Consider the following 12,678-nt stretch of genomic DNA (forward strand, 5'->3'; position numbering starts at 1 on the left):
CGGTGCGGCCCGCGGGGGCGTGGCGGTGCGGTCGGAGGCCGGCGGGTCGCGCCGGACGGTACGCGCAGGGCCCGTGACGCATGGCGTCACGGGCCCTCGTAGCGGGCCGGTCAGAGGTACTGGCCGGTGTTGCTGGCGGTCTCGATGGACCGGCCGGCCTCGGTGCCCTTGCCGCCGGAGACGAGCGTGCGGATGTAGACGATCCGCTCGCCCTTCTTGCCGGAGATCCGGGCCCAGTCGTCCGGGTTGGTGGTGTTGGGCAGGTCCTCGTTCTCGCGGAACTCGTCGACGCAGGCGTCGAGCAGGTGCTGTAGGCGCAGCCCCTTGCGGCCGGAGGTGAGGAACTCCTTGATGGCCATCTTCTTGCCCCGGTCGACGATGTTCTGGATCATCGCGCCGGAGTTGAAGTCCTTGAAGTAGAGGACTTCCTTGTCACCGTTGGCGTAGGTGACCTCCAGGAAGCGGTTCTCCTCGGTCTCCGAGTACATCCGCAGGACCACCGCGTCGATCATGGCGGCGACGGTTGCCTGGGCCTCCCCGCCGTGCTCGGCGAGGTCGTCGGCGTGCAGCGGCAGGCCGGCGAGGATGTACTTGGAGAAGATGTCCTTGGCCGCCTCGGCGTCCGGGCGCTCGATCTTGATCTTCACGTCGAGCCGGCCCGGCCGCAGGATCGCCGGGTCGATCATGTCCTCCCGGTTGGAGGCGCCGATGACGATGACGTTCTCCAGCCCCTCCACACCGTCGATCTCGCTCAGCAGCTGCGGAACGATGGTGTTCTCCACGTCGGAGGAGACACCGGAGCCACGGGTCCGGAAGACCGAATCCATCTCGTCGAAGAAGACGATGACCGGGGTGCCCTCGCCGGCCTTCTCCCGGGCCCGCTGGAAGATCAGCCGAATGTGCCGCTCGGTCTCGCCGACGTACTTGTTGAGCAGCTCGGGGCCCTTGATGTTGAGGAAGAAGCTGGTGTGCTTCTCCTCGCCCCGCCGCTCGGCGATCTTCTTCGCCAGCGAGTTGGCGACCGCCTTGGCGATCAGCGTCTTGCCGCAACCGGGCGGGCCGTAGAGCAGGATCCCCTTCGGCGGGCGCAGCTGGTGCTCCCGGAACAGGTCGGCGTGCAGGAACGGCAGCTCCACCGCGTCGCGGATCTGCTCGATCTGGGAGTGCAAACCGCCGATGTCGGTGTAGCCGACATCCGGCACCTCCTCCAGGACCAGCTCCTCGACCTCGCTCTTGGGGATCCGCTCGTACGCGTACGCCGACCGCGGTTCGATCATGAGCGAGTCGCCGGCCCGGATCGCGCTGCCGATCAGGGTCTCGGCCAGGTGCACGATCCGCTCCTCGTCGGAGTGCGAGACCACCAGCGCCCGGTCACCCGGGGCACCGTCGGGGCCCGCCAGCACCTCCTTGAGCATGACCACCTCGCCGACCCGCTCGTAGCCGAACGCGTCGACGATGTTGAGCGCGTCGTTGAGCAGGACCTCCTGGCCGCGCCGCAGCTCGCCCACGTCCAGCGAGGGCGAGACGGCCACGCGCAGCTTGCGCCCGCCGGTGAAGACGTCGACCGTGCCGTCGTCGTGCCGGGCCAGGAACACACCGTAGCCACTGGGGGGCTGGGCGAGACGGTCGATCTCCTCCTTGAGCGTCACGATCTGCGCGCGAGCCTCTTTGAGGGTGCTCACGAGCCGTTCGTTGTTCTCGGTCAGCCGGGCCAACTGCGCCTGGGTGGCGGCCAGCCGCTCCTCGAGCTGCCGGACGTGTCGGGGGCTTTCGGTCAACTTGCGCCGCACGAGAGCGAGTTCCTCTTGAAGGAACGCGACCTGCGTGGAGAGATCGTGGGCCTCCTTCTCCCACCGTGCGGCGCGCGAGTCCGCGTCGTCGCTGCGTGCCACGTCCCACCTCCCCGGGGGGCTCGAACGTTCTGAGCTAACACTAGCTGCTGTGAGCCCGATTCGGTCCTCCGCAACGCGCCCGTCACAGAAGCTTGATCGCCAAGGGTGGGCCGACGGGCGGGTACCGGCATTCGGGTACCGTCGGGGGGTGGGACGGGAGAACATGGGGGGTGCGCCGGTGGCCGAGGTCGCGACCGACCAGTTGCAGGTCTGGGTGGACCAGGACCTCTGCACGGGCGACGGGCTGTGCGTGCAGTACGCCCCGGAGGTCTTCGAGTTCGACATCGACGGCCTGGCGTACGTCAGGGGTGCCGACGGTGAGCTGCGGCAGGCCCCCGGCGCCCGGGTGGACGTGCCGGAGCACCTGCGCCTTGAGGTGATCGACTCGGCGAAGGAGTGCCCCGGCGAGTGCATCCACGTGGTGCGCGGCGACGGTGTCGAGGTCGCCGGGCCGGACGCCGAGGACGACTGAGCGCCGGCGACCACAGCAGGCCGGCCACTGCGGCGGGCGGCGCAGCGGCTCGGCTACAGCAGCGGGCGGCCGACCACCGAGGCGACCAGTCGGGCGAACTCCTCCAGTCGGGCGATCTGCCCAGCGCCGCCGTCGTCGAGGGTCTTGCCGAAGCGCAGCGCGTCGTGGCGCGGCCCGCCGGTCGCCTCCTCGCTCGGCGGGCTCTCGTCCAGCGAGGTGAGCAGCAGGTAGACGTCGATGCTGTCGACCCGGATCTCGCCGTTGTCGTGGCGGAACAACCGGCGGCGGCAGCCGACCTCGGTGACCGAGGAGACCGGCACCACCCGCAGCGACGAGGTCATCGAACCCGCCGGCCCCTCCCCCGGCGGCACGTCCTCGCCGTGCCAGAGCACCAGGCGGCTGCCGTCGCAGACCACGACCTCCTGCCAGACCCCGTTCACCTCGTTGACGAAACGTTCCAGGGTGAAGCCGAGCACCTTCGCCCCGCGCAGCACACCGTTGAGCGCCTCCAGGGCGACGTCCGGGTCCCGCAGGTAGGCCCGCGCCGCCGACTCAAGGTCGGTGTAGGGCGACCAGTCCGGAAAGACCGCCGGCAGGTCGCCGCCGAAACCGGGACGGCTCATGCCGTCACCTCGCTCCGCTCGGCGCCGACCTGAGCCTCTTCCGCGCCGCATCGACGATTCGCTCGCCACGCTCACTCATGCCGTCACCTCGCTCCGCGCGCTCGTGCCGTCACGACCTGTCCGCCTCCTGCGTCGCGTCCGGTTGCGCCGGGTCGGCGGGCTCCGCCGCCTGCCGGGCCGCCTCCGCCGCGCGCAGCGCCTGCCGGCGTTGCGCGTACGCCTCGGTGCCCTTGCTGGGCTTGCGACGCCGCGGCGGAGCGGTGACTCCGGGGGCGAGCTTACGCGCGGAGACCAGGAACGCGGTGTGGGCGATCATCCGGTGGTCGGGCCGGACCGCCAGCCCCTCGGCGTGCCAGTCCCGCACCAGCGACTCCCAGGCCCGCGGCTCGGTCCAGCCGCCCCGCTCACGCAGCGCCTCGACCAGCTCGGACAGCTGCGGGGTGGTGGCCACGTAGCCGATGAACACGCCGCCGGGCAGCAGCGCGCGCTCGACCATGTCGAGGTTCTCCCACGGGGTCAGCATGTCCAGGATGATCCGGTCGAAACCGCTCTCCGGGCACCCGGCCACGTCCCCCACGTGCAGGTGCCAGGCCGGGTGCGGGGCGTTGAAGAACGCCTCGACGTTGCGCCGGGCGATCTGGGCGAAGTCGTCGCGCAGCTCGTACGAGTGCAGTTCGCCGGAGGTGCCGACCGCGCGCAGCAGCGAGCAGCTCAGCGCCCCGGAGCCGGCGCCGGCCTCCAGGACCTTCGCACCGGGGAAGATGTCGCCCATGGCGACGATCTGCGCCGCGTCCTTGGGGTAGATCACCTGGGCCCCGCGGGGCATGGAGAGCACGTAGTCCGAGAGCAGCGGGCGCAGCGCCAGGAACGTGGTGCCGCCGCCGGCGGTGGTGACCACGCTGCCGTCGGGCAGGCCGATCAGCGCGTCGTGCGCCAGGATGCCGCGGTGGGTGTGGAACGCCTTGCCCGGTTCCAGGGTGACCGTGTGCATCCGACCCTTCGGGTCGGTCAGCTGCACCCGGTCGCCGGGCCGGAACGGCCCACGGTGCACGGGGGGCAGCTCCGGCTGCTCGGTGGGCGCGTCGGCGGCCGGGGTGGAGTGGGTCACGGTCACGTGTTCATCTTCCGGTGAGGTTCGAGCAGTTGAGCCAGATCCGCGATGTGCAGAATGCCGACGACATCTTCGCCTGCCGTCACGACGTACTGCGCGCCCGGGTGGGCCTGCACGATCTCCAGCACCCGCTCCCCGTCGGTGGCCACCGGCAGCGTCGGCAGGTCGGCGAGCGACCGGGCGACCGCGTCAACGGCCAGCCAGGGCCGGCGCGCCGGGGGTACGGCCGCCGCGGCGGCCGGGTCCACCACGGCCATCGGTCGCCCCGCGGAGTCGGTGACCAGCAGCGCGACCGACCACTCCGGCTCCGCCGCCCGGTGTTCCGGCTGGCGCGGGGCCCGGCCCGGATCCGGTTGCGCCGGTCCCGCGCTGCCGGGCTGCGCCGCCTCCGTGGCGCGACGCTGGGCCTCGGCCAGCGGGGTGCCGGTGGGCACCGCGAACACCGGACGGGCCAGTCGGGCCAGGTCGATCAGCGGGAGCCGGCGGCTGATCCGGGACATCCTGATGGACTGCCCGGCGCCGTGCCAGAGGGTGAGCGCGACGAGCGCCGTCAGCGGCAGCGCCAGCAGGCTCAGCACGTCGACCGCGTAGAGCGCCGCCACCAGCAGCACCGTGCCGGCCGCCACGATCCGGCCGGCCCAGCCGGCCACCTCGGTGGCCCGGTGCCGGTCCCGGGTGACCGCCCAGATCAGGGCGCGCAGCGCCCGCCCGCCGTCCAGCGGCAGCCCGGGCAGGATGTTGAACACCGCGACGATGACGTTGCTCGCGGCCAGTTGGAAGGCGAGCTGGTCGGCGACGGTGCCGTCGGGCAGGGCCAGCGTCGCGGCGACCGCAGCCCCGCCGAGCACCGCGGAGACCGCCGGCCCGGCCAGCGACACCAGCAGGTCCACCCGGGGCGACGGGGCGTCGCGGTCCATCTCGGTGTACCCGCCGAGCAGTTCCAGGGTGATCCCGCGCACACCGATGCCGAAGTGTCGGGCGGTGAGGGCGTGGCCGAGTTCGTGGGCCAGCACCGAACCGAGCAGGGAGACGACGAACCCGGCCCCGACCAGGTAGCCGCCGAGCGGTGACAGCTGTAGCCGCTGGCCGGCCAGCTCGCCGTAGAGCACGATGATCAGCAGGGCGAGCAGCAGGATCGACGCGTTCAGGTACAGCGGCACTCCGAAGACCCGGCCCACCTGGAGGCCGGAACGCCGGCCCGCCCGCGGTCGCCTCCGCTGTTCCATCGGCTGCTCCATCGGCCTGATGCTACGCGGTGGAAGATCACCTACCGGTGCGGCGGCGGCCGGTCTGTCACACCGGTGCCCTAGTGTTCCGGGGCATGACGGCGGATCCGGTGATCACCCAGCAGGCTCCGACTCCGGCGCGGTTGCCGGCGACGGTGCGGGCCTCGCTGTCGCCGTCACGGGCCGCGGATTTCAAGACCTGCCCGCTGCTCTACCGGTTCCGCAGCATCGACCGGCTGCCCGAGCGGCCCACTGTGGAGCAGGCCCGCGGCACGCTGGTGCACGCGGTGCTGGAGCGGCTCTTCGACCTGCCGCCGGCCGGCCGCACCCCGGACGCGGCCGGTGATCTCGTCTCGCCCCAGTGGGACCGCCTGGTCACCGAGCAGCCGGAGCTGGCCGGGCTCTTCGAGGCCGACGGCCAGCTCGACGCGGCGGAGTTCCTGCGTTCGGCGACCGCCCTGCTGGCGGGCTACTTCGCGGTGGAGGATCCGCGCCGGCTGGAGCCCGCCGAACGGGAGAGCCTGGTCTCGGCCGTGGTCGACGACGAGTTGCTGATCCGGGGCTATCTCGACCGTCTCGACGTCGCCCCGGACGGCGCGCTGCGGGTGGTGGATTACAAGACCGGGGGCGCGCCACGCGAGGCGTTCGAGGCCCGGGCCCTGTTCCAGCTGAAGTTCTACGCGCTGGTGTTGTGGCGCACCCGGGGCGTGGTCCCCCGGGTGCTGCGCCTGCTCTACCTCAAGGACGCCGAGGTCTGCGACTACAGCCCGGACGCCGAGGAGTTGGCGCGCTTCGAGCGCACGGTGGTGGCGTTGTGGCGGGCGATCGAGCAGGCCACCGCCGCGCGGGATTTCCGACCCCGGCCGAGCCGGCTCTGCGACTGGTGCAGCCATCAGGCGCACTGCCCCAGCTACGGCGGCACCCCGCCGCCCTTTCCGGAGCAGCTTTCGGCGCCCGACCCGCTGCGCGACGCCCGTTCCCGGCCGGCCCCGCCGGGGGCCGACGAGTAGCTCTCCTCCCCAGGGAGGACGGCCACGTCACCGCCCGAGACGATCTTTTGCCGGCCGGGGCGGCTAGCGTCGTGGCGTGGGTATGGATCCGAGGGAGTGGCTGCGTCGACGCCCGCTGGCCGGTGACGCGCTACTGGCCGCCGGGCTGGTCCTGGCGGAGGTCCTGTTCACCCTGCTGACCCCGCGGGAGTTCTGGCCCCGGCCGCTGCCGGCGGCGCTGGGCTGGAGCCTGCTCTGCGCGGCGCCGGTGGCGCTGCGCCGGGTGGCGCTGTGGCCCGCCGTGCTGGTCGCGCTGGCGACCCTGGCGCTGCCCATCACGATCGACGTGATCCCGACCACGCAGAGCCTCACCTTCGTGGTGCTCACCTACACCATGGCCGCGTACCGTCCGGTGCGCCCGGCGCTGGTGGCGGCGGTGGTGCTGTGGCTGCCGGTGGCGGTGGTGAACACCCTGGTGCCGCACGAGGGCCTGCCGCAGATCAGCTCCGCGTACCTGGTGGCGAACAATCTCCTGGTCGGGATCGTGTCGTTCTCGGTGGGGCGCACGCTCAACGCGCGGCGCTCCTCGACCGAGGCGCTGCGGGAGCGGGCCCGGGCCGCCGAGGCCAACCAGCGTGCCCTGGCCGAGCAGGCGGTCGCCGACGAGCGGCGGCGCATCGCCCGGGAGCTGCACGACGTGGTGGCCCACCACGTCAGTGTGATGGGGGTGCTCGCCACCGGGGTCCGGCGGGTGTTGCGCCGCGACCCGGACGCCGCCGACGAGGCGATCGGCACCATCGAGGAGACCAGCCGGGCGACCCTGCGGGAGCTGCGCCGGCTGCTGGACGTGCTGCGCACCGAGGCCGAGCCGGCCGCCGAGCTGTCGCCGCAGCCGGGAATCGCCGGCATCGAGACGTTGACCGAGCAGGTACGCGAGGCCGGGCTGCCGGTGGCGCTGACCGTGGCGGGCACCGCGTCGGCGTTGGAGGAGGGGGTGGCGCTGACCGTCTACCGGATCGTGCAGGAGGCGTTGACCAACACGCTCAAGCACGCCGGGAACACGGCCACCGCGCAGGTGCGGGTGAGCCTCGCCGGCAACGCCGTCGAGGTCGAGGTCACCGACACCGGCCGGGGGCCGCGGCCGGACACCCACCGGGTCGGGCACGGCCTGGTCGGGATGCGGGAACGGGTCGGCCTCTACGGTGGTCTTCTGCGGACCGGGGCGCGCCCCGGCGGCGGCTACCGGGTGTATGCGCGGATCCCGGTCGAGCCGCTGGCCGACGGTACGGGTGTGAGACGTGGAGGATCAGATGGTTGACCCGAGCGCGCCGGCCCGGCCGGTGCGGATCCTGCTCGCCGACGACCAGCCGCTGCTGCGTACCGGCTTCCGGATGGTGCTCGGCGCCGAGCCGGACCTCGACATCGTGGCGGAGGCCGGGGACGGGGTGGAGGCGGTGGAGCTGTCCCGCCGGCTGCTGCCCGACGTGGTGCTGATGGACATCCGGATGCCGCGGATGGACGGGGTGACCGCGACCCGGGCCATCGTCGACGCCCGGCTGCCGGTGCGGGTGTTGATCCTGACCACCTTCGACCTGGACGAGTACGTGGTGGGTGCGCTGCGCGCCGGGGCCAGCGGCTTCCTGGCCAAGGACGTGCCGGCCGAGGACCTGGTGACCGCCATCCACACGGTGGCCGGCGGCGACGCGGTGGTGGCCCCGCGGATCCTGCGGCGGTTGCTGGACCGCTTCGCCGACGCGCTGCCCGACCCGGCGGCGTCGCCCCCGAAGACGCTCAACGCCCTCACCGACCGCGAGCGGGAGGTGCTCGTCCAGGTCGCCCGGGGGCTCTCCAACGCCGAGATCGCCCGGGCACTGTCGGTGAGCGAAACCACCATCAAGACCCATGTCGGGCATGTGCTGACCAAGCTCGGGCTGCGGGACCGGGTGCAGGCGGTCGTGCTGGCGTACGAGTCGGGCCTGGTCCGGCCCGGCGCGTAACGCGGCCGTTGCATCCGTCACCTACCGTGACGGTCTGCGGCGAAAAGTGGTTGACCCTCACGTGGCGGCAACGCTCACGATGACCGTGCACCGGCCGGAGCGACACGGCCGACCGGTGCCGGATCGGGGACAACCCTGACTCGGCGTGGGGGGTACCCGCACCCGGAAATCCGCCCCGGCTCCGCCCGGAGTCGGACGGATCCGCGCCGGGCAGCGCAGATGATGGGACTCGTGCCGGGCCAGCGGGGGCGGCGCGATTCGACAGCGACGGAGAGGTTCAGACGTGACCGCTACGACAGGCCAGCCGGTACCGGCCGCAGCCCGGGCGAGCGACGTATGGAAGGTATACGGCAGCGGCGAGGCACAGGTCATCGCGCTGCGGGGGGTCAGCGCCGAGTTCGAGCGCGGGCGGTTCACCGCGATCATGGGCCCGTCCGGGTCCGGCAAGTCGACGCTGATGCACTGCCTGGCCGGGTTGGACACGGTGACCCGGGGGACGGTGCAGGTCGGCGACACCACGGTCACCGGTCTGGGTGACGCGGGTCTGACCAAGCTGCGCCGGGACAAGGTCGGCTTCATCTTCCAGCAGTTCAACCTGCTGCCCACCCTGACGGCCAAGGAGAACATCCTGCTGCCGTTGTCGATCGCCGGGCGCAAGCCCGACCCGGCCTGGTACGACGTCGTGATCGACACGGTCGGGCTGCGGGACCGGCTGGAGCACCGGCCGGCGCAGCTCTCCGGCGGCCAGCAGCAGCGGGTGGCGTGCGCCCGGGCGCTGGTGGCCCGCCCCGAGGTGATCTTCGCCGACGAGCCGACCGGCAACCTGGACTCGCGCTCCGGCGCGGAGGTGCTGAACTTCCTGCGCAACTCGGTGCGTGAGCACGGGCAGACGATCGTCATGGTCACCCACGACCCGACGGCGGCGGCGTACGCCGACCGGGTGGTCTTCCTCGCCGACGGGCAGATCGTCTCCGAGCTGATCGAGCCGACCGCCGACACGGTGCTGGACACCATGAAGAAGCTGGACACTCCCGCCGAGGTGGCCGGCTGATGTTCCGGGCGACATTGAAGAGCCTGCTGGCCCGCAAGGTCCGGCTGGTGCTGTCCGGCCTGGCCGTGGTGCTGGGCGTCATGTTCGTCTCCGGCGCCTTCGTGCTCACTGACACCCTCGGCCGTTCCTTCGACCAGATCTTCGCCGACGCGTACGCCGAGGTCGACGTCAACGTGGCCGCCAAGCCGAAGCTCGCGCTCACCGAGATGGAGGGCGAGCAGATCCAGGCCCCCTTCCCGGCCGCCACGCTGGAGAAGGTCCGCGCGGTGCCCGGGGTGGGCGAGGCGGTCGGCACGGTGGACGCCGACGGGGCGGTGCTGATCGGCAGCAACGGCAAGGCCGTCACCTCGTTCGGGCCGCCGCAGTTGGGCGGTAACTGGCTCGGCGAGAGCGAACTGGTGCAGCTTCGCGAGGGCCGGGAGCCGCGCGCCGACAACGAGATCGTGATCAACAAGGCGCTGGCGACCGCGGGCAAGGTCGGCGTCGGCGACCGGGTGGGCGTGCTCACCCTGGCGCCACGCCAAGACTTCACCATCGTCGGCGTCTTCGGCTACAGCGGGGACCGGGACTCCATCGGCGGCGCCAACGAGGTGCGGTTCACCACGCCGGCGGCCCAGCGGCTGATGCTCGGTGAGCCGGACGTCTTCAACAGCATCGTGGTCACCGCGGCGTCGGGCGTCTCCGACGAGTCGCTGCGCGACACGGTGGCCGCGGCGCTCGGCGACGACTACGTGGTCAAGACCGGCGAGCAGCTCTCCGCCGACGCCGCCGCCGGCCTGAAGGAAGGGCTGGCCTTCTTCAACCGGATCCTGCTCGGCTTCGCCGCGGTGGCGCTGCTGGTCGGCACCTTCCTGATCCTGAACACGTTCTCGATCATCGTGGCGCAGCGCACCCGGGAACTGGCGTTGCTGCGGGCGGTCGGCGCCAGCGGCAGGCAGATCATCGGCTCGGTGGTGCTGGAGGCGATCGCCATCGGCCTGATCGCCTCGCTGCTCGGCCTGGCCGCCGGCATCGGCATCGGCGCCCTGCTGGCGTACCTGTTCACCAACCTGGCCGGCGGGATGGCGCTGGCCGGTCTGGGCGTGCCCGCCTCGGCGGTGATCGGCGCGTTCGCGGTCGGCCTGGTGATCACCGTGGTGGCGGCGCTGCTGCCGGCGCTGCGGGCCGCGCGGATCCCCCCGATCGCGGCGATGCAGGACGTGGCCACCCCGGACCGGCCGCTGACCAAGGTGACCGTGGCCGGGGCGGTGGTGACCGCGCTCGGCGGCATCCTGCTCTTCCTCGGCCTGGACGGCCACGCGGGCGGAAACACCCTGACCGCCATCCTCGGCGGCGTGCTGTTCGCGTTCGTCGGCGTGGCCCTGCTGACGCCGCTGATCAGCCGGCCGGTGGTGGCGGCGCTCGGCGCGGTCTTCTCCGGCTGGACGCCGGGCAAGCTGGGCCGGCTCAACTCCGGTCGCAACCCGCGCCGCACCGCGATCACCGCGGCCGCGTTGATGGTCGGCATCGCCCTGGTCACCGGGATCACGGTGGTTCTCGACTCGACCAAGAGCAGCATCAGCGGCCTCGCCGAGGACAGCGTCAACGCCGAGCTGATGATCTCCGGTGTGCAGTCCGGTCCGCGGATGCCGACGTTCGACCCGGCGGTGCTGGACGAGGTGAAGGCGGTCCCCGGGGTCCGCCTCGTCGACGGCCAGTACGCCGACCTGGCCAGCTTCGGTGGCGAGCGCTACTGGGTGGGCGCGGTCAGCGAGCCGGCGGCGCTGCGGCAGATCTACGGGGCGACGCCGACCGCCGGGGACATCGACCGGCTCGCGGCGAACCAGGTGCTGATCAGCTCGGACGTGGCCGAGCAGCGTGGCCTGTCGGTGGGCTCGACAGTACCGGTGCAGTTCGCCCGCGGTGACGAGCAGACCTACACGGTCAGCGGCATCTACCAGAGTTCGCCGCTGTTCGGCCCGGTGATGCTGCCGGCGGAGGCCAGCCGCAACTTCAGCAACCCGAAGCCGTTCCAGGCGTTCATCCAGCTCGAACCGGGGACCCGGGTGGCCGACGTGCAGCCGCGCGTCGAGGCGCTGCTGACCGACAGCCCGGAGGTGTCGGTCGGCGACCGGCAGGCGTTCATCGACCAGCAGACCGCGCCGTTGGACACCCTGCTCCAGATGATCCAGATCCTGCTGGCCCTGGCCATCGTGATCGCCGTCCTGGGCATCGTCAACACGCTGGCCCTGTCGGTGCTGGAGCGGACCCGTGAGCTGGGCCTGCTGCGCGCCATCGGCCTGCGCCGGTCGCAGACCATGGGCATGATCACCGTGGAGGCGGTGGTGATCTCGGTGTTCGGCGCGCTGCTCGGCGTGGCCGTCGGCACCGGCCTCGGCGCCGCGGTGGTGGAGGCGCTCCGCGACGAGGGGATCACCAAGCTGGTCCTGCCCTGGGGTCAGATGGGTGTCTTCCTCGGGCTGGCCGCCCTGATCGGCGTGGTCGCCGCCGTCCTGCCCGCGATCCGCGCCGCCCGGATCAACGTCCTAGGCGCCATCGCCCACGACTGAGGTGCAAGGAGGGGCCCCTGTTAACGCCTCGCGTAGTACAGGGGGCCCCTCTTAACGCGTCGTCTGCTCGACGAGCAGCGCGGCCAGCAGCTCCAGGTCCGCCGCGAGCAGGCTCTCCAACTGGTGCACGCCGTCGCGGGGCGTCAGCGGCACCTCCGCCGGCACGGCCAGGACCGCCGCCCCGGCGGCGACCGCGCTGGCCACCCCGGTCGCCGAGTCCTCGATCGCCACACACCGCTCGATCGGCACCCCGAGCAGCCGCGCGGCCGTCAGGTACGGCTCCGGGTGCGGCTTGGTCGAGTCGACCTCGTCGCCGCAGACCACCACGTCGAAGCTGTCCCGGCCGAGCGTGTCCAACGCGATCTCGACCAGGGCCCGGCCGCTGGAGGTGACCAGGGCGGTCGGAATCCGCGCGGCGCGGACCGCCGCCAGCAACGCCAGCGCCCCGGGCCGCCACTGCAGGCCGGTGCGGAACAGCTCCAGGATCCGGGCGTTGATCCACGCCGCGCTGGCCTCCGCGTCCCGGTGCGGCTGGCCCAGGTCCTCGTGCAGAATGCGCATCGAGTCGGCCATGCCGGTGCCGACGATCGCGCGGCGGGCGACCGCGGAGAGAGTGCCGCCGTACGTCTGCGCAAGCTCCTGCAACGCGACGTCCCACAGCCGTTCGCTGTCGACCAGCGTGCCGTCCATGTCGAAGAGCACGGCGGCCGGATGGGCGCTGCTCACCGGATCCTCCTCGGGTTCGGGTACCCGATGGATCCTGTCAGC

Annotated in this window: 11 protein-coding genes; 6 read left to right on the forward strand and 5 right to left on the reverse strand. The window is 72.3% G+C overall.

Going from position 1 to position 12,678, the window contains the following annotated elements:
• Positions 1 to 110: 110 nt before the first annotated feature.
• Complete coding sequence (arc, locus tag ACQPYA_RS19975; RefSeq protein ID WP_433528620.1) at positions 111 to 1,892, reverse strand: proteasome ATPase; 1,782 nt, start codon at positions 1,890 to 1,892, stop codon at positions 111 to 113.
• Positions 1,893 to 2,070: 178 nt separating this feature from the next.
• Between arc and ACQPYA_RS19980 the strand changes: the two genes are divergently transcribed.
• Positions 2,071 to 2,364, forward strand: a complete 294-nt coding sequence (locus tag ACQPYA_RS19980) for a ferredoxin (RefSeq protein ID WP_433533541.1) — start codon at positions 2,071 to 2,073, stop codon at positions 2,362 to 2,364.
• Positions 2,365 to 2,417: 53 nt separating this feature from the next.
• Here the strand turns inward: ACQPYA_RS19980 and ACQPYA_RS19985 are convergent, their stop codons facing one another.
• From ACQPYA_RS19985 to ACQPYA_RS19995, 3 genes are all read right to left on the reverse strand, one after another.
• A complete protein-coding gene (locus ACQPYA_RS19985) occupies positions 2,418 to 2,987 on the reverse strand; it encodes a hypothetical protein (RefSeq protein WP_433528621.1) in 570 nt (189 codons plus the stop codon).
• 109 nt (positions 2,988 to 3,096) lie between these two features.
• Positions 3,097 to 4,101 (reverse strand): tRNA (adenine-N1)-methyltransferase, encoded by a 1,005-nt coding sequence (locus tag ACQPYA_RS19990; RefSeq protein ID WP_433528622.1) that lies wholly within the window; start codon positions 4,099 to 4,101, stop codon positions 3,097 to 3,099.
• The gene (locus tag ACQPYA_RS19995; RefSeq protein WP_433533542.1) at positions 4,098 to 5,324 is read right to left on the reverse strand and encodes a site-2 protease family protein; all 1,227 of its coding nucleotides are present in this window, start codon (positions 5,322 to 5,324) and stop codon (positions 4,098 to 4,100) included. Before ACQPYA_RS19995 ends, ACQPYA_RS19990 begins: the two co-directional genes overlap by 4 nt.
• Before the next feature lie 95 nt (positions 5,325 to 5,419).
• On the opposite strand from ACQPYA_RS19995, the gene ACQPYA_RS20000 reads away from it, so the two are divergent.
• The 5 genes from ACQPYA_RS20000 (at position 5,420) to ACQPYA_RS20020 (ending at position 11,910) form a co-directional block, all read left to right on the forward strand.
• The gene (locus ACQPYA_RS20000) at positions 5,420 to 6,334 is read left to right on the forward strand and encodes a RecB family exonuclease (protein WP_433528623.1); all 915 of its coding nucleotides are present in this window, start codon (positions 5,420 to 5,422) and stop codon (positions 6,332 to 6,334) included.
• Between the two features lie 82 nt (positions 6,335 to 6,416).
• Entirely contained in the window at positions 6,417 to 7,631 is a 1,215-nt protein-coding gene (locus ACQPYA_RS20005) for a sensor histidine kinase (RefSeq protein WP_433533543.1), read from the forward strand.
• Positions 7,624 to 8,310 carry a response regulator gene (locus ACQPYA_RS20010; RefSeq protein WP_433528624.1) on the forward strand — a complete coding sequence of 229 codons (687 nt, stop codon included), beginning with the start codon at positions 7,624 to 7,626 and terminating at the stop codon, positions 8,308 to 8,310. Before ACQPYA_RS20005 ends, ACQPYA_RS20010 begins: the two co-directional genes overlap by 8 nt.
• Positions 8,311 to 8,593: 283 nt before the next feature.
• Entirely contained in the window at positions 8,594 to 9,361 is a 768-nt protein-coding gene (locus ACQPYA_RS20015) for an ABC transporter ATP-binding protein (RefSeq protein WP_433528625.1), read from the forward strand.
• Entirely contained in the window at positions 9,361 to 11,910 is a 2,550-nt protein-coding gene (locus ACQPYA_RS20020; RefSeq protein ID WP_433528626.1) for an ABC transporter permease, read from the forward strand. Before ACQPYA_RS20015 ends, ACQPYA_RS20020 begins: the two co-directional genes overlap by 1 nt.
• 51 nt (positions 11,911 to 11,961) lie before the next feature.
• On the opposite strand, the gene ACQPYA_RS20025 is transcribed toward ACQPYA_RS20020, so the two are convergent.
• Entirely contained in the window at positions 11,962 to 12,612 is a 651-nt protein-coding gene (locus tag ACQPYA_RS20025) for an HAD family hydrolase (protein WP_433533544.1), read from the reverse strand.
• Positions 12,613 to 12,678: the final 66 nt, after the last annotated feature.

Origin of the sequence: Micromonospora sp. CA-263727, from assembly GCF_050942455.1 — a bacterium.
GTDB lineage: Bacteria > Actinomycetota > Actinomycetes > Mycobacteriales > Micromonosporaceae > Micromonospora.

Coding starts and splice junctions, on each gene's coding strand:
- ACQPYA_RS19985 (WP_433528621.1), bottom strand. CDS start 2,987: ATGAGCCGTCCCGGTTTCGGCGGCGACCTGCCGGCGGTCTTTCCGGAC.
- ACQPYA_RS20000 (WP_433528623.1), top strand. CDS start 5,420: ATGACGGCGGATCCGGTGATCACCCAGCAGGCTCCGACTCCGGCGCGG.
- ACQPYA_RS20020 (WP_433528626.1), top strand. CDS start 9,361: ATGTTCCGGGCGACATTGAAGAGCCTGCTGGCCCGCAAGGTCCGGCTG.
- ACQPYA_RS20010 (WP_433528624.1), top strand. CDS start 7,624: ATGGTTGACCCGAGCGCGCCGGCCCGGCCGGTGCGGATCCTGCTCGCC.
- ACQPYA_RS19995 (WP_433533542.1), bottom strand. CDS start 5,324: ATGGAACAGCGGAGGCGACCGCGGGCGGGCCGGCGTTCCGGCCTCCAG.
- ACQPYA_RS20005 (WP_433533543.1), top strand. CDS start 6,417: ATGGATCCGAGGGAGTGGCTGCGTCGACGCCCGCTGGCCGGTGACGCG.